Annotated in this window: 17 protein-coding genes and 1 tRNA gene; 7 read left to right on the plus strand and 11 right to left on the minus strand. The window is 70.3% G+C overall.

Features of this window, described 5'->3' with window-relative positions; translation table 11 throughout:
- Positions 1-17: 17 nt before the first annotated feature.
- The 3 genes from ACQ3HE_RS05025 to galU form a co-directional block, all read right to left on the minus strand.
- Entirely contained in the window at positions 18-1,043 is a 1,026-nt protein-coding gene (locus ACQ3HE_RS05025) for a hypothetical protein (RefSeq protein ID WP_121289799.1), read from the minus strand.
- Between the two features lie 84 nt (positions 1,044-1,127).
- On the minus strand, positions 1,128-1,781 hold the full coding sequence (locus tag ACQ3HE_RS05030) for a GNAT family N-acetyltransferase (RefSeq protein ID WP_430891559.1): 654 nt from the start codon (positions 1,779-1,781) through the stop codon (positions 1,128-1,130).
- A gap of 136 nt (positions 1,782-1,917) precedes the next feature.
- Complete coding sequence (gene galU / locus ACQ3HE_RS05035) at positions 1,918-2,811, minus strand: UTP--glucose-1-phosphate uridylyltransferase GalU (protein ID WP_124768911.1); 894 nt, start codon at positions 2,809-2,811, stop codon at positions 1,918-1,920.
- A 153-nt stretch (positions 2,812-2,964) separates the two neighbouring features.
- On the opposite strand from galU, the gene ACQ3HE_RS05040 reads away from it, so the two are divergent.
- From ACQ3HE_RS05040 to mscL, 3 genes are read left to right on the plus strand one after another with little or no spacing between them, the layout of a single operon-like run.
- Complete coding sequence (locus tag ACQ3HE_RS05040; protein ID WP_085511023.1) at positions 2,965-3,564, plus strand: 5-formyltetrahydrofolate cyclo-ligase; 600 nt, start codon at positions 2,965-2,967, stop codon at positions 3,562-3,564.
- Between the two features lie 32 nt (positions 3,565-3,596).
- On the plus strand, positions 3,597-3,944 hold the full coding sequence (locus ACQ3HE_RS05045) for an FmdB family zinc ribbon protein (protein WP_430891561.1): 348 nt from the start codon (positions 3,597-3,599) through the stop codon (positions 3,942-3,944).
- Between the two features lie 50 nt (positions 3,945-3,994).
- Positions 3,995-4,441, plus strand: a complete 447-nt coding sequence (mscL, locus tag ACQ3HE_RS05050) for a large conductance mechanosensitive channel protein MscL (protein WP_175116206.1) — start codon at positions 3,995-3,997, stop codon at positions 4,439-4,441.
- 36 nt (positions 4,442-4,477) lie between these two features.
- Here mscL and ACQ3HE_RS05055 read toward each other — a convergent pair whose 3' ends face one another.
- From ACQ3HE_RS05055 to ACQ3HE_RS05065, 3 genes are all read right to left on the minus strand, one after another.
- On the minus strand, positions 4,478-4,693 hold the full coding sequence (locus ACQ3HE_RS05055) for a hypothetical protein (protein WP_079705393.1): 216 nt from the start codon (positions 4,691-4,693) through the stop codon (positions 4,478-4,480).
- A gap of 16 nt (positions 4,694-4,709) precedes the next feature.
- A complete protein-coding gene (locus ACQ3HE_RS05060; RefSeq protein ID WP_236555390.1) occupies positions 4,710-8,411 on the minus strand; it encodes an AAA family ATPase in 3,702 nt (1,233 codons plus the stop codon).
- 135 nt (positions 8,412-8,546) lie between these two features.
- Positions 8,547-9,761: an ROK family transcriptional regulator gene (locus ACQ3HE_RS05065; protein ID WP_079705390.1), complete on the minus strand. Its 1,215-nt coding sequence runs from the start codon at positions 9,759-9,761 to the stop codon at positions 8,547-8,549.
- A gap of 116 nt (positions 9,762-9,877) precedes the next feature.
- On the opposite strand from ACQ3HE_RS05065, the gene ACQ3HE_RS05070 reads away from it, so the two are divergent.
- A complete protein-coding gene (locus tag ACQ3HE_RS05070) occupies positions 9,878-11,080 on the plus strand; it encodes a glycosyltransferase family 4 protein (RefSeq protein ID WP_426737119.1) in 1,203 nt (400 codons plus the stop codon).
- Here the strand turns inward: ACQ3HE_RS05070 and ACQ3HE_RS05075 are convergent.
- Positions 11,043-12,077, minus strand: coding sequence for a Gfo/Idh/MocA family protein (locus ACQ3HE_RS05075; RefSeq protein ID WP_430891563.1), 1,035 nt, complete (start codon positions 12,075-12,077; stop codon positions 11,043-11,045). The two genes, ACQ3HE_RS05070 and ACQ3HE_RS05075, sit on opposite strands and share 38 nt — an antisense overlap.
- A 164-nt stretch (positions 12,078-12,241) precedes the next feature.
- On the opposite strand from ACQ3HE_RS05075, the gene ACQ3HE_RS05080 reads away from it, so the two are divergent.
- Positions 12,242-12,739, plus strand: a complete 498-nt coding sequence (locus ACQ3HE_RS05080; RefSeq protein WP_159878082.1) for a LysM peptidoglycan-binding domain-containing protein — start codon at positions 12,242-12,244, stop codon at positions 12,737-12,739.
- Positions 12,740-12,758: 19 nt separating this feature from the next.
- Here ACQ3HE_RS05080 and ACQ3HE_RS05085 read toward each other — a convergent pair whose 3' ends face one another.
- Positions 12,759-14,183, minus strand: coding sequence for a CitMHS family transporter (locus tag ACQ3HE_RS05085; RefSeq protein WP_124768902.1), 1,425 nt, complete (start codon positions 14,181-14,183; stop codon positions 12,759-12,761).
- 228 nt (positions 14,184-14,411) lie between these two features.
- On the opposite strand from ACQ3HE_RS05085, the gene ACQ3HE_RS05090 reads away from it, so the two are divergent.
- Both ACQ3HE_RS05090 and ACQ3HE_RS05095 read left to right on the plus strand, forming a co-directional pair.
- Positions 14,412-16,151: a sensor histidine kinase gene (locus tag ACQ3HE_RS05090; protein ID WP_430891565.1), complete on the plus strand. Its 1,740-nt coding sequence runs from the start codon at positions 14,412-14,414 to the stop codon at positions 16,149-16,151.
- Positions 16,151-16,822: a response regulator gene (locus ACQ3HE_RS05095; protein WP_430891567.1), complete on the plus strand. Its 672-nt coding sequence runs from the start codon at positions 16,151-16,153 to the stop codon at positions 16,820-16,822. The genes ACQ3HE_RS05090 and ACQ3HE_RS05095 overlap by 1 nt, the downstream gene beginning before the upstream one ends.
- Positions 16,823-17,038: 216 nt before the next feature.
- Here the strand turns inward: ACQ3HE_RS05095 and ACQ3HE_RS05100 are convergent, their stop codons facing one another.
- The 3 genes from ACQ3HE_RS05100 to ACQ3HE_RS05110 all read right to left on the minus strand — a co-directional run bounded on the left by ACQ3HE_RS05100 (position 17,039) and on the right by ACQ3HE_RS05110 (position 18,867).
- Positions 17,039-17,692, minus strand: a complete 654-nt coding sequence (locus ACQ3HE_RS05100; protein WP_079705384.1) for a ScbR family autoregulator-binding transcription factor — start codon at positions 17,690-17,692, stop codon at positions 17,039-17,041.
- Between the two features lie 182 nt (positions 17,693-17,874).
- A complete protein-coding gene (locus tag ACQ3HE_RS05105) occupies positions 17,875-18,717 on the minus strand; it encodes a LysR family transcriptional regulator (protein ID WP_079705383.1) in 843 nt (280 codons plus the stop codon).
- A 78-nt stretch (positions 18,718-18,795) separates the two neighbouring features.
- Positions 18,796-18,867: transfer RNA gene (locus ACQ3HE_RS05110), tRNA-Arg, on the minus strand.
- Between the last annotated feature and the right edge of the window lie 19 nt (positions 18,868-18,886).

The following is an 18,886-nucleotide window of genomic DNA, read 5'->3' on the forward strand; positions in this document are numbered from 1 at the left end:
ACGGGCGCGGTCGGGACTCAGCCCGCGGCGCGGCGACGCTGCAGCAGTGTGGAGCCGCCGGCAGCGATCTCGCCCTCGTCGATGACACCCATCGAGGCGAAACGGCTCGGGGCCGGCTGCGGTTCGACGCGCTCGGGCTGCGGAGCGGCGACGGGCTCCGGACGACGGACGATCGTCGGTACGACCGGCGCGAGACGCTCGGCGCGGGAGGCGATGGCCTCCTGCATGGCCGCCTGGCGCAGGCGATCGTAGGCGTCGGCCTTCGCCAGCTCAGCGGCAGCCGAGGAGCCCTCGGAGAGGTGGAGCGGCTTCGGGATGGACGTCGGGGTCCACGTCTGCGCCTGCGACGCCGCCTTGACGGGCTCGTTGTACTCGAAGAGCGCCGACTCGACACGCCTGGTCGTAACAGCGACCGCCGGTACCGGCGCGACGGCACGGTGGGCGATGCGCGACATCCGGGAGAGCGCAGAGAGCGCGAGCAGACCGACGACTGTGGACGAGATACCGAGGACGAGACCGCCACCCGCGAGGAACGCGGTCACGCCGGAGCAGAACCCGATGATGGAGGCGACCAACACGGTGGTCGCGAGCAGTCTGGAGCGACGACGGCTTCGCGCGAGCTTCGCCGCTCGGGCGTTGCGCTGCACGGCACGGGCTGCGGCAGCGGCCGCACGACGAGCATCCTCCGCGGCACGGGCGGCGGCTTCGGCCTGCACGGCCCTGGCCTCCTCCTCGCGGCGGATCCGGTCGGCTTCGGCGAGTTCGACGCGCGCCGCGGCCTCGGCCGTCGCCTTCGTCCTGGCCTCGAGCTGCTTGAGGAGCTTGCGCTGCGCGGCGACCTCACGCGACGTCGCCTCGAGCCGGACGGCCTCCGGGACCTCAGCCGTCTCGGCGAGCACACGGAGCGTCTGCTGCAGCCGGATCGCGTTGCGCTCGCTGGCGGAGAACTGACTGTCACGCACCCACGACGGCACCAGGTACACCAGCCACAGCATCGCTGCGACCAGAATGATCACCCCACCGCTCAGGAATCCGCCGTCCATGTCCCTGACCGTAGCGGGTGCAACGACCGGAGACGGGCAGTCGTCGGGTGTGTCCCCGGATGGAGGGGGAAAACGGCTACCGGGTCAGCGGGTGGGGAACGGCGACGCGGCCGCAAGACGGTCGGCCTCGGGGATCACGCACGCGTCCTTCGGGACCTGACCGTCCAACCACCGGTTCAGGACGCCGCCCGGGACTTCTTCGCGGACGAGGCCGAAACAGAAGTGGTCACGCCAGTCGCCGTCGATGTGGATGAAGCGGCGCCGCAGTCCCTCGTACCGGAACCCGAGCTTCTCGACGACCCGCAGGCTCGGAGCGTTCTCGGGCCGGATGCAGATCTCCAGACGATGGAGCTGCAGGGCGGTGAAGCAGTGGTCGGTGGCCAGGGCGGTCGCGATCGGTGTGGCACCGAGACCCGCGAACCGCTGGGAGACCCAGTAGCCGATCGACGCCGAGGCCAGCGATCCGTAGGTGATGCCGGAGACGTTGAGCTGGCCGGCGAACTCCCCGTCGACCTCGATGACGAACGGGAGGCCTGCGCCCGAGCGTGCGTGGTTCTGCAGCGACCGGATCGCCGCACGGCTGTCGGCCGGGACCGGGCCGTAGGGGCTCGTCGCCTCCCAGCGGCGCAACCAGGGTCGGTTCTCCGCGAGCTCGCGCTCGAGCGGCCTCGCGTCACGGACCTTGATCGGCCGGATGCTCACTCGCCCACTGCTCAGAACGGGTACGACCTGCGCCACCGTGCCACCCCCTCTCGCGTTCTGTGGTGAGCCTAGTGGAGCGCTCACCGATGCACCGACACCACGTCGTCGACAGCATCGCGCCCCGAGATCCGCAGCTGCGGACCCGGGGCGCGTGGTGTGTCGTCGGGTGGACTCAGTCCAGGTTCCCGGCGAAGCCCTTGAGCCACGGACGCAGCTCGGGACCGAGGTCTTCGCGGTCGACGGCGAGCTGCACGATCGCCTTGATGTAGTCGAGGCGGTCGCCCGTGTCGTAACGACGGCCGCGGAAGATGACGCCGTAGACGCCGCCCGTGCCTTCGACGTCGGCGGCCATCTCCTGGAGCGCGTCGGTCAGCTGGATCTCGCCACCCTTGCCCGGCTCGGTGCGCTCGAGGATCTCGAACACCTCGGGCTTCAGTACGTAGCGGCCGATGATGGCGAGGTTGGACGGGGCGTCCTCCTTCGCGGGCTTCTCGACGAGCCCGGTCACCCGGACGACGTCGGGGTCGTCGGTGGCCTCGACGGCTGCTGCACCGTACATGTGGATCGAATCGGGGTCGACCTCCATGAGAGCGATGATCGTCGCGTTGCGCTTGTCCTGCTCGTCGAGCATGCGCTCGAGGAGGACGTCGCGGGCGTCGATGAGGTCGTCGCCGAGGAGCACGGCGAAGGGCTCGTGGCCGACGTGGCGCTTGGCCCGCAGGACGGCGTGGCCGAGGCCCTTCGGGTCTCCCTGGCGCAGGAAGTGGATGTCGGCGAGCTCACTCGACTCGTTGACCTTCTCGAGGCGCTGGGTGTCGCCCTTCTTCGCGAGGTTGAGCTCGAGCTCGGTCACGCGGTCGAAGTGGTTGGCGAGGGCGTTCTTGTTGCGGCCGATGATCATGAGCACATCGGCGAGCCCGGCGCTGACGGCCTCCTCGACGACGTACTGGATGGCCGGCTTGTCGACGACGGGGAGCATCTCCTTCGGCAGGGCCTTCGTCGCCGGAAGGAACCGGGTGCCGAGACCTGCTGCGGGGATGACTGCTTTGGTAACACGAGTGGTCATGAGGGAAAACCTATCGTGTGGAGCCGGGGAAGTCGCCGAATACCCCCTCGATCGAGGGTGAAATCCCCTGAACCCCTGGACGAGGCGACGGATGTCGGCTATGAGGTCGGGCAACGAGCCGGGCGCGACGACGAGCCGTTTAGAATGGGTCGCATGACGAGCCCCGCCGAACACGAGAAACGAGCGCTGCGCGCCGAGCTCCGTGAGCGGCGGGAGCTGCTCACCTCCCTGGAGAAGGAGCGGTCGACCACCGGCCTGACGGACAACCTCCGAGCCCTCGTCTCCCGCTTCGGCGCGACCTCCATCGCCTGCTACCTCTCCTCCCCGAGCGAGCCCGACACCCGTCCCTTCCTCCAGTGGGCGCAGGAGGCGGGCATCCGCATCCTGTTCCCCATCACCCGCACCGACGGGCTCCTCGACTGGACGATCGGCGAGGAAGGCATCGAGACGGTGGGCTTCGCCGGCACCCCCGAGGTCGTGGGTACCACCCTCGGTCCCATCGCGATCAACGACGTCGACCTCATCCTCGTCCCCGCGGCCGCCGTCGACGCCCACGGCATGCGCATGGGCTGGGGTCGCGGGTACTTCGACAAGACGCTCGGCTCGATGGAGCGCTGCCCGCCCGTCTACGCCGTGCTGTACGACACCGAGATCCTCGACGAGGTCCCGAGCGAGATCCACGACGAACCCGTCGGCGGTGCCGTGACCCCGAGCCGCATCCTCGACTTCGACCAGGTCAGACCGCGCCGCTGAGCGCGCCGACCCACCACATCCCAGGAGACCCCGTGCCCACCTACGCCTACCGCTGCACCGAGTGCGGCAACGCCTTCGACGTCCAGCAGTCCTTCACCGACGACTCCCTCACCGAGTGCCCGGCGTGCTCCGGCAAGCTGCGCAAGCTGTTCAGCGCGGTCGGTGTCACGTTCAACGGCTCCGGCTTCTACCGCACGGACTCCCGCGCCGGTGCCGGCAAGGGCTCGAGCTCCATCCCTGCCTCCTCGAAGTCCTCGGAGGGGTCGTCGAGCTCGTCCTCCTCGGACGCCAAGGGCGGATCCTCCTCCTCGGGCGGCTCCTCCAGCTCAGGCTCCGGCTCCAGCGCCACACCGGCCTCCGCCGGGAGCGCCGCGTCCTGAGCCGGTAGCGTAGCCAGGGTCCTGCCCATCCCGATCCTCAGGGAGACCCCATGCTCAAAGGCTTCAAGGAGTTCATCCTCCGCGGCAACGTGATCGACCTGGCCGTGGCCGTCGTGATCGGGGCCGCGTTCACCGCCATCGTCAACTCGCTCGTCGAGAACATCTTCAACCCGCTGCTCGGGGCACTCTTCAAGGCGGAGAGCTTGAAGGAAGCCTTCGTCGTCTCGATCCCGACCCTCGATGGGAAGACGGCCGATCTGCAGTTCGGTGCGTTCCTCGGCGCGGCGATCCAGTTCGTGCTCGTCGCCGCCGTCGTCTACTTCGTCATCGTGCTGCCGATGAACCACTTCAAGCGCATCACGACGAAGCCGACCGTCGCCGATGAGCCGGCAGCACCGAGCGAGCTGTCGCTCCTCACCGAGATCCGCGACGTGCTGAAGACGGGCACGAGCGCTCCGCTGCCGCCCGCACGCGACGACACGACCGACGGCCGCTAGTCCGGCTCGTCCAGCAGCACCGACGTCCCGTCCCGCTCACCAGTGGGGCGGGACGTTGCGTTGCAGCTCGTCGTCGTTGCCACCGCCGCCGGCGGGTTTGGCGGTGCCGCCCCAGGCGGCGTCGGTGTCCTCCGCCGCCTTGACGGGATCGGCCGGCAGCTGCGGCGCGGGATCCGTTCCGGGAGCACCGGGGCGGATCGCCCGCCTCGATCCTCGGGGGCGGACGATCCGTGGCTCCTGATCGTCCTGCATGATCAGTGTCCGACCATCAGTGGCGCGGGACCTGCACGGCGATCGGCGCGGTGTCGAGGTGCTCGGTCGTGTTGAGCCCGAGCACACCGGCCACACGCTGCGCGACCGCCTCGGCATCGGCGAAGAGGTCGAAGCTGTGCACGCGGACGTAGTGCCAGCCGAGGCGGCGCAGGACGTCGGGGCGGAGCCGCAGCGATTCACGGAGGCTCGCGTCACCCAGTTCCTCGTCGCACTCGACGACCACGGCTCGGCCACCCCACGAGGCGACCAGGGCGAGCTTGCCGCGGTAGCCCATGTCGACCCGCATCCCGAGCGTCTCGAGGCGCGTCGCGAGGTCGACAAGCATCGGCTCTGCCTCGTGCGTCGCCTGATCCTCGGAGGCGCGGCGCGACGTGTCCGTGAGGATGCGTGCGAGCGCGAGGATGCCGTGCTGGATCCGGTTCTGGTCGAGGTCCTCGGGGCGGACACACGAGACGATCACCATGGACCGCCGCGCGCGCGTCATACCGACCGCGAGCAGCCGGTCGCCGCCGGGCTGACCCAGCGCGCCGAAGTCGGACAGGACCCGCCCGTGCGGCGTCAGGCCGTACCCGATCGAGAAGATGACACGGTCGCGGCTCTCGGCCACGGACTGCTCGAGCGTCAGCACGGTGAACGGTTCCGCCCGCTCGCGGAGGAGGAAGTCGGAGAGGTCGGCCCGACGGGAGAACGCTGCGAGGACCGCCTGCTGGACCCGGACCGCGTGCTTGTCGCTCGCGGTCACGACCATCAGGGATTCCTTCGGACGGTTCGAGGCGTGCTCGAGGACGAGTTCCACCACTCGTTCGACCTCGACGTCGACACTCTCCACCGCTCCGGTGACCGGGTCGGGCATGCCGAGCCCGCCGGGCACGTAATCGAGGCTCAGGCTGCCGTGGCCCAGGAACGAACCCGCCCACGGCAGGGAGTCGATCTGGCCACCGTAGAACCGCTCGTTGACGAGTTCTGCGAGGTCTTCGCCTCCCGCGCGGTAGGAGCGCGTGAGCATGAGGGTCGGCAGGACGGAGCTCAGCTGTTCGAGCGCCGACTCACGGTGCAGTTCGGCGATGTCGGCGTGCTGCTCGGGGGTCGCCTCCTGATCCGTCAGACGGATCTCGAAGGGCGACGGACTCTGCGTGACGGGGTCACCGAAGGCGACGACCTGACGCGCACGACGGATGGCGTCCACGTTCTCGGCGAGGAGCGTCGCCCCCGCGTCGACGAGGAAGACGGCGTCGAAGGACGCGCTCTCGGGGATGCGCGGCACCTCGTACGGCGAGACGAGCCATACCGGCGCGAGGACACGGGACAACGTGGGGGCCGCCTGCTCGAGCTCGGCCGCTCGGAGCGGTCGATCGCGCTTGAGGAGCGAACGGAGCGCCATGCCCTCGGTGGCGTGGTCGACGAGACCGATCTTCCAGGTGTCGGCCAGCAGCGAGGCGAGGAGCTGCCCGGAGGCGGAGGCGTGCGCCTCGTCCACCAGCCGGAAGTCGGACTCCAGACGTTCGACGACGCTCGTGTTCGCGCCGAGCAGACCGCGGTCCTCGGTGAGCACGAGTTCGAGCATCGACTGCCACCAGGCGAGCTCGAGCTCGTCGGCGAGGCGCGTCCGCGGCACGTGTCGCTGTGAGAGGTCGATGATGAGCTCGCCGAGACCCTGCTCGCGCAGGCCGGCGAGGATCGCGGTGCGCTCCTGGAGGTTGTGGAGGACCTCGGACTCGGCGGCGAGCTCGGAGATCGTGCGGACGAGACTCGGGATCGCGAGGCGTCCGAGGCGGTCGGGAGTGTCGGCGATACCGAGCGGCTGGTCGACCAGCTCGAGCTTCGCGGCGACCGTCTGGTACGCCTGCTCGACGTCCGCGATGCCGAGCGGCACCTCGGGCGGCGCGCCGGTCGTCACGTAGCGCTGCCACAGGGTGCGCTGCTGCTGGATCCGACGGAGGGCGGCGTTCATGTCGGGCACGTGTGCGCCGGGCCGCAGGTACTCCTTGGCCAGGGCCTTGAGTCGCCGGCGGCTCGCCGACGACATCGCGGCGGAGTCCTTCCGCGGGCTCGTCGCGACGATCAGGTCGGCGAGCGACCGGTCGAAGACGTCGGGCTGGAAGCGGTCGAGCGTCTCCCGGATGTCCGCGAGGAGTCGCAGGTAGATGCCCAGCTCGTCGATGGACTCGAACGGCCGCATCTGCGTCTGCCCGATGAGGCCGTACGCGCGCTCCAGGAGCTGCGGCAGGTCCTTACGGTGCAGGCGCTTGGCGAGGTCGTGGGTCTCCTGGGCTTCCGCGGTCGTGTCGAACGACGCGCCGTACCAGGGCGAGTCGCCCGGACCGTAGCGGAACTCGCCGAGGGCGGCCGCGCCTTCGAGCGCCTCCGCCGCGCGGGAGCGGCCTGCGGCGAGCCCGACGAGCGTCTGGCGGTCGAGCCGGACCAGGGTTCCCGGAGGGTGCGGCAGCTTGGAGAGCTTCGAGAGTGCTTCGAGCGCTTCGATGACCGAGACCCGCAGGTCCGGGTCCTTCGCCTGCAGCGAGGTGCGGTAGTCGATGAGGACCCGACGCAGCCGGACGAGTGCGTCGTCGACCTCGCCGACCTGCGGCGGGATCGCGCGCTCGTTGCGCGTGATCGCCTGGATGAGGTCGCGGCGGAGGGTCGACGGCGACGCGCACAGACCGGGCAGACCGACCTTGGTCAGGCGGTGGCGGATGCCCTCGAGCGTGGAGCGGCGGGGGCTGACGACGAGGACACGCTTGTGCTGCGACGCGAGCACGCCGATCGCGTTCACGATGGTCTGCGTGCCGCCCGTGCCCGGAAGCGTCGTGACGACGAGCGAGTTGCCGGCACCGATCTGCGCGATGACGTTCTCCTGCTCGACGTCCGCGTCGAGCAGGAGGGTGTCGGTCGACGGCGGGCGGTCGTCCTGGCCCGGCGCGTCGACGGGCGTGAAGCTGCTGCGCACGAGACCGACGGCACCCTCGTCGCCGGCGACGGCGTCGAGGATCGGGTGGTCGAGCTTGGCGGCGTCGTCGAGCAGGGAGTGACCGACGGCGGCGAACGAGGAGACGAGCAGACGCGGCTGGACGGTGAACCACTCGAGCCCGGCGGCGAGCGAGCGGAGGCGGTCGATGACGGGCTGCGGCTTGAAGACCCCGCCCGATTCACTCAGCGCGACGAACTCGTCGGGATCGAGGACGATGCCGAACTGCTCGCGGAGGGCGCGGACGAGTTCCGGGTTCGCGGTCGTGGCGCCGCGCAGCTTGACCTCGTAGTCGCGACCGTACCGGCGGATGGCCAGCGGCCGGAGCAGGACCGGCGCGCTGAAGTCCTCACCCTGATGCGTCCACTGGGCGAGACCGACGGCGAGGTGGACGGCGTCGATGCCGCGGACGGTGGAGAGCTCGATGCCCTTCGTCGTGATGCGGTCGGCGGCGCGCTTCGCACCGCGGAGCGCGATCTCGTCGCGGATGAGGTTCGACAGCAACGTCGACTTGCCCGAGATGAACTGGGGCAGACCACCGGGATGCGTCGAGCTGAGCTCCACCCGGGTCGTCGGTGCGTCCACGAAGTGGAGCAGCGGCGAGGGGCCGCCGACCGTGCTGAGCTGCTGACGCCAGGCGTGCAGCGCCGTGTCGACCACGCCTGCCGATGCCGCCACGGGACCCTCGCGGAGTTGCGCCTCCGCTGCTTCCCGTTCGACTCCGGACGTCACGTCGCCGTCATCCCGTCTCTTCTCTAGCCGCCACACACTTGCACCATACGTGCCCGGTAGTGGAAACACCGGGAAGCGGTGCGGTTTTTCGCCGAGTCCGCCGAGGAAATGTGCGACGCGCGCGTCGTCCGAGGGTCAGGAGACGCCGAGGAGGCCGGAGAGCACCATCACCGCGGTGCCGCGCAGGACGATGTCGGCGCCCTGCTCGCTCATCCGGATCTGCACGCCGCCGTGGAACTCGGTCATCGTGCGCGCCCGCACGGTCTCGATCGCCGCGTCGAGGAGCACGCCGGCGAGCAACTCCTCCGGGCCGCTCACCACGATCTCCGACAGGTTCAGCGCACCGACGATCGCGGCGAGCGAGACACCGAGGCGCTCCCCTGCCGCGCGCAGGATCTCCTCGCGACGCTGCTCGACCTCCGCGGCGGGAAGATCGCTCGCCTCGGCCGCCGCGAGGAGCTCGCGCAGGTGCGGCACGGCCAGCCAGGCCTCGAGACACCCCCGCTTCCCGCAGGCGCACAGCGGCCCGCCGTCGGTGCCGACGACCACGTGGCCGATCTCACCGGCGGCGAACCGGCTCCCGAAGAGCGGATGGCCGCCCACGAGCAGCCCCGCCCCGACGCCGTTCCCGACGCTTACGAGCATGAGGTCGCCGTCCGCCCCGCCGAAGCTGTACTCCGCGAGCACCGCGGCGTTGGCGTCGTTCGCGACGAGGACCGGCACCTGGGCGACCTGCTCGATCGCCCCCTGGAGGTCGACGTCGGTCCAGCCGAGGTTCGGGGCGCTCCGGACCGTGCCGGTCATGTCGACGACGCCGGGCGAACCGACCCCGATGCCCAGCACCTCGACCGTCGCCTCCTCGACGAGGTCTGCGGCGAGCGCGACGGCCTTCGCGATCGCGTCCGCCCCCGTGGCGCCGTCGAGCGGTACCTCGAGCATCGTCACGACCTCGCCGTCGAGGGTCAGCACAGCACCTCTGAACACCTCGGTGTCGGAGAGGTCGAGGCCGACGATCTGGAACTCGTCGCGGTTGATGTCGATGAGCGTGGCGGGCTTGCCCGGGCGAGAGGTCTCGCGGAGGCCGACCTCGACGATGAGGTTGTCCGCGATGAGCGAGGCGACGAGGTCGGAGATACTCACCCGGGTCAGGCCGGTGGCGCGGGCGATGTCGGCCCGACTCATGGCACCGCTGGCGAAGAGGGTCTGGAGGACGAGCGCCCGGTTATGACCACGGGCGTGTTCCGGCAGGACCTTCGCGTTCGGCCGGAGCCGCCGCGCCGGGGTGTACGAGAAGGATTCGATCCGCTCCGACGCGATCCCGCCGCCGCTTCCGAATCCACCAGCACTCATGCGATAAGTAAAGCAGGCTGCGCCTCATCGTGCGGCACCGCGATGTCACCCGATGGTCACCGACACGTCGCCCGCCGGGCACCGCTGCGACCCGTACGACGCGGAGCATCATGGGTGTGAGGATCGCAATCGTGACCGAGTCGTTCCTGCCGCAGATGAACGGCGTCACCCACTCCCTGCTCCGCATCATGGAGCACTTCGCGGATCGAGGGGACGAGGTGCTCGTCATCGCCCCCGGCGCCGGAGCCTCGACGCCGCGGCTCCACGAGGGCTTCCGGGTGGACGGCGTCCCGTCGATCCCGCTCCCCCGCTACCGGAACGTGCGGGTCGCCGCCGGCGGAGTCGGCCGGATCACCGAGCTCCTCCGCGGCTTCCGCCCCGACGTGGTGCACCTGGCCTCGCCGTTCGTCCTCGGCTGGCGCGGTGTCCAGGCCGCCGAGCGCCTGGGCGTCCCGACCGTCGCCGTGTACCAGACCGACATCCCGGCCTACGCCGGACGGTACGGGTTCCCGGTCGCCGAAGCGTTGCTGTGGCAGCACGTCGAGCGCCTCCACGGCCGGTCGACGCTCACGCTCGCGCCGTCACGGCAGTCGATCGCTCAGCTGGAGGCGCACGCCATCCCGCGGGTCCGCCTGTGGGTGCGCGGCGTCGACGCCGTGCGGTTCTCCCCGGAGCGGCGCAGCGAGGCCTGGCGTCGTTCCGTCGCTCCCGGCGGCGAACGGATCGTGGGCTACGTCGGTCGGCTCGCGGCCGAGAAGCAGGTCGAGGACCTCGCGGTGCTCGGTGGGCTCCCGGGCGTCAAGCTCGTCATCGTCGGCGAGGGGCCACTGCGTGCCTCGCTCGAACAGCGGCTGCCGAACGCGGTCTTCACCGGATTCCTGGGCGGCGAGGAGCTGGCGGTCGCGATGGCGGGACTGGACGTGTTCGTCCACCCCGGCGAGTCGGAGACCTTCTGCCAGACCATCCAGGAGGCGATGGCCTCCGGCGTACCCGTCGTCGCGACCGGTCGAGGTGGGCCGGTCGACCTCGTGGACTCGAGCCGCACCGGGTGGCTCTACGAACCCGGCAGGCTCGACCAGCTGCGCGGGTTCGTCCAGGACCTCGTGGGCGACGAGGTGAAGCGGGCGGCGTTCGGTGCCGCGGCTCGGGCAGGCGTCCTGCCGCGCAGCTGGAAGAGCGTCAGCAGCGCGCTGATCGGGCACTACAGCGACGCCATCGAGTTGCACGAGGGCGCTCGGGCACGACGGAGCGGTCTCGACCCGCGTGTTCAGATGCCTCGGGTCACTCGCCCGGGTACCGGACGCCGATCTGGCGCCTGACCTCATCGAGGGTCTCCATGATCGCAACCGTCTCGGCGAGCGGCATGATGTCACCGGAGAGGCGGCCCTCGGAGGCGAGCCGTTCGAGCTCCCACGCCTGGAAGTGCATGCCGCGGCCGTCCACTTCGGAACGGTAGGTCTCCACGACCTCGCCGTCGGTGCCGAACACCCGGAAGGTCGTCGCCGTGTACCAGACGCGGTCGAACTCGATCCAGCCGTCGGTCCCGACGATGGCCGCGCGGTTCGGGCCGACGGTGTTGCTCGCCGACAGGGTGTTCGCCACCTGGCCGTCCGCGTAGCCGAAGAGGGTCGCGACCTGCATGTCCGCCCCCGTGTCGCGGAGCGCGGCCGTGGCCTGGATCGTCGTCGGGGTCCCGAAGACGGACGACGCGAAGGAGACCGGGTACACGCCGAGGTCGAGCAGCGCGCCGCCGCCCAGCTCGAGCTTGTTCATGCGGTGCTCCGGGTCGTCCGAGAGCAGCTGGGTGTGATCGGCGACGAGGCTGCGCGGCTGCCCGATGACGCCGTCGGCAAGCAGCTCGCGGAGCCGGACCATGTGCGGGAGGAACCGGGTCCACATCGCCTCGAGGACGACCAGACCGCGCTCCGCGGCGAGCGCCACGACTGCCTGCGCCTCGGCGGCGTTGAGGGTGAAGGGCTTCTCGATGAGGACGTGCTTCCCGGCGTCGAGCGCCAGCACCGCCTGCTCGGCGTGGAACGGGTGCGGGGTCGCGATGTAGATCACGTCGACCTCGGGGTCGGCGGCGAGCGCCTCGTACCCCACGTGGACGTTCGGGATGTCGAACTCGGCGGCGAACGCGGCTGCGGTCTCGGCGGATCGCGAGGCGACGGCCCGGACGTCGAAGCCGTGCCGTCGGAGGTCGGCGGTGAAGCTCTTCGCGACGCCGGCGGGGCCGAGGATGCCCCATCGCAAGCCGGTGGACTGGCCTGCCGCTGGGGTTCCCGTTCCGGTCCGGTCGATGTCCTGCTCCGTCATGGCTCTCCTTCGATGCGCGTTCCAGCAGCCTACTGGAGGGCCTCCGGCGCTCGGGATTTCGGGGGTAGCCCTGCTCGGACTCGCGGCGCCTCGCCGTAGGCTGAGGGTTCGACCGAGCCCCGCCGACCGCGCTGAGGGCCCGGTCCATCCTGGGGGGATGCGTTGTGGGGCCGAAGGAATCGACCGGACGTCGACGTGCGCTGTCGCACGTCCGGACCCTCGCGATCGGTGTCGTCGGTCTCCTCGCCCTCAGCGGCTGCGTCTCGGAGCCGGCCCCGCCTCCGGTGACGGTCGTCGTCACCCAGCAGCCGGACCCGTCGCCCTCGGTCGCCCCGGTGCCCACCTCCACTGCGCGCGACGCGCTGCCTCCTGAACCGGCGCCGATCGTGCCGAACGCGCCGGCGGAACCGGCGGAACCGATTCCGGAGGGCCCCGCGTTCGACCTCGGGCCGAGGGACGGCGCGCTCGGCCCGGTCGTCTCGGACGCCGATGGCAATCCGATCAGTTACACGGTGGTCGCCGGCGACGTGTTCTTCGACATCGCGCAGCGCTTCGACCTGCCGCAGCAGCAGTTGCTCCGCATGAACCCGTCGATCCCCGGCTTCGGACTCGACATCTACATCGGCGACATCGTCAACCTCGACTGGACGACCACGCGTTGAGCCTCGGCGCCCGCCGGTGTCAGCCGAACGGGATGGTGCCCACGAGCACGCCGACGACGAGCATCACGAGCGAGACGATCGCGGCGCGCCACAGGACCTTCTTGTGGTGGTCGCCGAGGTTCACGCTGGCGAGCGAGACGAGCAGGAGGATGGCCGGCACGAGCGGGCTCTGCAGGTGGACCGGCTGACCGGTGATCGACGCCCGCGCCATCTCGACCGGCTCGATGCCGAAGGTCGAGGCGCTCTCGGCCAGCACCGGCAGGATGCCGAAGTAGAACGCGTCGTTGCTCATGAAGAACGTCATCGGGATGCTGAGCACCCCGGTGATGACCGCGAGGAACGGACCGAGCTCCGTCGGGATGATGTCGACGATCCAATCGGCCATCGCGGTGACCATGCCGGTCCCGTTGAGGACGCCGATCAGCACACCGGCCGCGAGCACCATCGAGACGACGCCGACGATGCTCGGGGCGTGGGCGACGATCTCCTTGGACTGCTGCGCGAGCCGCGGGAAGTTCACCAGGAGGGCGATGGCGGTGCCGACCATGAACACGTAGGGCAACGGCACGAGGTCGAGCACGAGCAGCGTCATGACCGCGACCGTGAGCACGAGGTTGACCCAGATGAGTCGCGGGCGCAGGGTGTCGCGCTCGGGGTCGAGCATCGTGTCGGCCATGGCCGTGTCGTCAGGGCGGACGAGGGTCGCGAGGCGCCCACGGGCACTGGTCGAGAAGGTCGTCGACATGCCGCCGGTGAGCGGGTGGTCGGCGGGCCCGGAACCCGAACCCGGTGCGGCGACGCCGGAGGCGCCGTCGCCGAGGAGGTCGACGCCCGCGAGGCGCTTGCGCTCCCCCAGTCCCAGGAACCAGGCGAAGGCGAACACGAGGACGAGGCCGGCGGCGAGCGACGGCAGCATCGGGACGAAGATCTCGGTCGGCGAGACGCCCAGGGCCGAGGCGGCTCGGACGGTCGGCCCACCCCACGGGACGATGTTGAGCGTGCCGTTCGCGAGCCCGGCGACGCAGGTGAGGACGACCGGGTTCATGCCGAGCCGTAGGTAGATCGGCAGCATCGCGGCGGTCGTCACGATGAAGGTCGTCGACCCGTCGCCGTCGAGTGACACCGCGCCCGCCAGGAGCGCCGTACCGACGACGATCTTCGCCGGGTCATTGCCCAGCGCACGGACGATGAACCGGACGAGCGGGTCGAAGAGCCCGACGTCGATCATGATCCCGAAGTACATGATCGCGAACATCAACAGGGCGGCGGTCGGAGCGAGGCTGCCGATCGCCTCGATGACCATGTCGCCGAGCCCGAGTCCGGCGCCGGCGAACAGCCCGAAGACCGTGGGGACGATGATGAGCGCCACCATCGGGGTGAGGCGCTTCGTCATGATCAGCACCATGAAGGTGAGGATCATCGCGAATCCGAGAATGACCAGCATGTCGACTCCTTCGTCTGCGTGCACCGCGGTGTGCACGACGGGACGCGGCGCGGCGACACGGGCGATGGACCGAGCGCGGCGGGCGTTCCCGGAACCGTACGGGAGCGGCACGGAGCTGTCTCGCTTGTGGGCATTCGGCTCGGATCTGCGGGTTACACGGCCTTCTGCGCATTCTGCTCATCACGCAGTCGACGCCGCCCATCGCCCCGGCGACGTACGATCGGAGCCATGATCGGCGACGAAGCGGAGCGGCCAGGTCGACGACGGGGCGGGCGCTCCAGCTTCGCGGCGCAGGTGCTCGTGCTGCAGCTGGTCGTCGTCATCGCGGTCGTCGCCGTGTGCACGGGCGTGTTCGCCTGGATGAGCAGCGAGCGCCTCGTGCAGGAGGCCCAGTCCACCGCCCTCGCGATCGCCCAGAGTGTCGCGAGCGATCCCGACGTCCGCACCGCCGTGACGCTCGAGGCACGTACCCCGGGGACGCCGACGGCGGCCGGCCTCCGGACCGGCCCCCTGCAGGAGCTCGGCCGTGAGGTCGGCGCACGGACCGGGGCGCTCTTCGTGGTCATCACCGACGAGCGCGGGATCCGTCTGGCGCACCCCGACCCCGACCAGCTCGGGCTCCGGGTGAGCACCAGCGCGGAAGCGGCCTTGGCCGGTACGGAGTCGGTCTCGTGGGAGACCGGCACCCTCGGCCCGTCCGCGCGCGCCAAGGTGCCCGTCTTCGCCGCCGAGTCCTCCGACACCGGTGGGGCCGTGGTCTCGTCCGGCGCCGGCGAGGTCGTCGGCGAGATCAGCGTCGGGTTCGCCCCGCAGCGCGTGTTCGCCGACGTCGTGGGCGAGACCATGCTGGTCGCGGGCGCAGCGCTCCTCGCGCTGACGATCGGCCTGGTCGCTTCGATGCTCATCCGGCGCCGGCTGCGGCGGCTGACCCTCGGCCTCGGACCGGAGGAACTCGCCGCGCTCGTGCAGAACCAGGCTGCCGTCCTCGGCGGGGTCGGCGAAGGCGTCCTCGGTGTCTCGCCGGACGGCGTCGTGACGGTGTGCACCGATCAGGCGGCCAGGCTCCTCGACATCGGCTCGGTCGTCGGGCGCCGGTTCGACGACCTCGACCTGCCCGACCCACTGGTGGACCTCGTCGTGGACGACGCCGCATCGCCGACCTCGGCCCAGCTCGTCGTCGGGTCCCGCGTCCTGTTCGTCGACGTCCGGCCCGTGTCCCAGGACGGCGTCGACCTCGGGCGGGTGGTCGTCGTCCGCGACCGTACCGACGTCGAGGCGCTCACCCGCCGGCTCGACGCGGTCGCGACGATGACGACCGCCCTCCGCGCGCAGCGGCACGAGTTCGCGAACCGGTTGCACGCGATCTCCGGACTCCTCGAGACCGGGCAGGACGCCGAGGCCCGCGACTATCTCGCCAACGTGCTCGACCATGGACCGCTGAAGTACCCGGTGCAACACGCGGACCGACTCACCGAGCCCTACCTCCAGGCCTTCCTCGGCGCGAAGGGCGTCGAAGCCGCGGAACGCGGGGTGCTCGTGACCATCGGCTCCGAGACCCTCGTCACCGGCTCCCTGTGCGATCCTGAGGACGTGACCACCGTCCTCGGCAACCTGCTCGACAATGCGGTGAACGCGGCCGTCGCGGGCCGGGTCCGACCGGCCTGGGTGGAGGTCGAGGTCCTCGACCACGGCACCGAGCTGCACTGCTCCGTGATGGACTCGGGCGACGGCGTCGTGGCGACCGGCCAGGACGACGCTCCACCCGCCTCCCCGACCAGCGACCACGGCGCTCTGGACGACGTCCACGGCCACGGGTTCGGTCTGCCGCTCTCACGCGACATCGCCCGTCGTCGAGGAGGGGACGTCTGGTTGGCGTCTCCCGGCGTCCGCGGCGAACACGGAGCGGTCTTCTGCGCGCGGCTCCCCGGGACCGTCGTAGCGGCGCCGTCCATGGCGGGAGACGGATGATGGCGGCCGATCTCACCGTGCTGGTCGTCGACGATGACTTCCACGTCGCCCGCCTACACTGCCGGATCGTCGACGAGGTCGACGGGTTCCGTGCGCTCAGTCCTGTCGGGTCTGCTGCCGAGGCCGCACGGACCATCGCCGCCGAGCCGCCCGACCTCGTGCTCCTCGACGGCTACCTTCCCGATCGGAACGGGCTCGAGCTCCTCGTGGACCTCCCGATCGACACCATCGTCGTCTCCGCAGCGTCGGACGGTGCGTCCGTGCGCCGAGCGCTTCGTGCGGGAGCCCTCGGGTATCTGGTGAAGCCGTTCGCGCCCCAGGTGCTCCAGGACCGGCTCGCCGCCTACGCCCGATTCCGCAACGTCCTCGACGAGGCGGTGAACGCCGACCAGGAGAGGATCGAGCGCGCCCTGCGCATCCTGCACTCCGGCGACGCCGGGGCGACGACCCGGTCGAGATCCGCGACGGAGACAGCAGTCCTCGAAGCGGTGTCGGAGGCGGACGGAGAGCGCTCGGCCGCCGAAGTGGCCGAGCTGGTCGGCGTCTCACGCGCGACGGCGCAACGGTATCTCTCCGCGCTGGCCGCTCGAGGGCTCCTGACGACACAGCTGCGGTACGGGACCACCGGGCGTCCAGAGCACCGGTACGCACCGCCAGCCATCGGCCGCTGAGGCGTCCACACGCCGTCGGCTGGGCGATCCCCCCACGACATCGCCCAGCCCGGCACGTGAACCAACTCTTCGCCGATGGAACGCGGAATGCCCCCGCACACCGTGATCCATCCGTCGTCGCACGACGATCAGCAAAGTGAGTTAATCACCCGATTCAGTTTAGGGTGACCTCACGGCGCATGCGTCAGGGCTACCCCCTAACGTGCACCCGACCGCTCAGGCGTCCTGCGCGTCGAAGGCGGCGTCGAGGACGGCGAGCACCTCGGCCTGGCGATCCGCGACGATGACCGCTGCGATGAGGATTCGCCACATGGTGTCGACCGCGTTGAGGAGGTCGGTCCGGCCGGCCAGCAGGTTCGAGATGAGCTGCGTCCCGGTGAAGAACGCGACGAAGGACCTCGCCAGTTCCGCCGGCTCGAGCGGAGACTGCAGCTCACCGAGCTCGATCGAGGCCTGCACCCGCTCCTCGACGCTCGCGATCCACTGCTCGTGGAACGCGGTCGTCGGAGCCTGGATGACGCCCTGCTCGAGGGACAGCCGCAGGCCGGCGCGCGTGATGGGGTCGGTGAGCAGTTGCTCGGTGATGAGGCGGGAGGCCTGGACCAGCCCACCGAACGGCGAGGGCGCGGTGGTCGGCGCGGTCAACGCAGCGATCGAGCGCGTGCTCTGCTCGTTGATGACGGCGATCGCCAGTTCCTCTTTCGAGGGGAAGTAGAAGTAGAGCGAGCCCTGCGTCGTCCCCGCCTCGCGGGCGATGTCCGACAGGCTCGCCTGTCCGTAGCCGACCCGGTCGAACATGCGGGCGGCACCTTCGACGACGGTCTGGCGTCGTTCATGACCTCGTTGCTGCTGTGGTCGTCGTTCGGGCATGTGCGTTTCCTGCTTCTGTCATCCCCCGATTCAGGGATAAGCGTACCCACTCCGAGCTGAGAAGACGGTGTCGAACGCGACAGAAATTCGGAACAAGTCGACCGACTTGATCGCGAGAAGATCCCGGTCGGGTCGCAAAAGGGCGCATCGAGGGTGTCATCACCGACCGCGACCGAGCGGACTCACTCGCGCCGGGTGACCAGGGCGAACCGCTCGCGGAGCTCAGGTGCGTCGGCGAACGGTCGCCAGCACAGGCCGTCGTCCTCCCGCATCGCAGCTACCGGACGGAGGGCGACGAGTCGCTCACCGAAGCGCAGGGCGTCGAGGAACAGGGTGTCGTTCCCCGCGTCGATCGTCAGCGAGCGCGGGTACCAGCCGCGCGCCGCGAGCGCGCCGGCCAACCAGGCCGAGTACGCCGGGTCCTTGCCGGGCTCGGGACGGAGCAGCTCCTGGTCGGCGAGATCGGACCACTCGATGACGTCCTTCGCCGACAGCGGGTGCGCGGCGCGCATGACGACGCCGAGCGGCAGCGCAGCGATCTCCTCTGCGGCGAGCTCGTCCGGCAGCTCCATCGGCAGACGCACGATGGTGGCGTCGAGACGACCGGTGGTGACGAGGTGCAGCTGCTCGACCGGTTCGATCGCGACGGCGACCGCCGGGACGTCGATGCGGCGACCGGCCTCGGAGACGACCGCGTCCCACGTCGTCGGCGGACGGCCGACCCGGATGTGCCGAGCCGGTGACGCGGGATCCATGTCGGCGACGACGTCGATGAAGGTACGGACCTTCAACAGGAAGCGCTGCCCCTCACGCGTCGGGCGGTACTCCTCCCCCAGGACGCTGAACAGCTCGACCCCGAGCGCAGCCTCGAGCCGCCGCAGCTGCTGCGCGAGACTCGGCTGTGCGACCCCGAGCAGGTTCGCCGCGGCACCGAGCGTCCGAGCATCCGCGACGACCACGGCCGACCGCAGCTGACGAAGGGTGATGGCGTCGCGTTCGAGTTGGCGGTGGAGGTCGTGCGTCATGCTTCGAGCCTACGGCGTGCTCGCAGCCCTACCCGACAGGCGAAGCCGTGCTCGCCTGGACGACCGTACCTCCGACAGTGCCCCTGGAGGGACTCGAACCCCCAACCCTTTCCTTAGGACGGAACTGCTCTTCCATTGAGCTACAGAGGCTGACCCGACGAGTTTAGCC

It is taken from the genome of Plantibacter auratus (genome assembly GCF_050587365.1).
Lineage (GTDB): Bacteria > Actinomycetota > Actinomycetes > Actinomycetales > Microbacteriaceae > Plantibacter > Plantibacter auratus.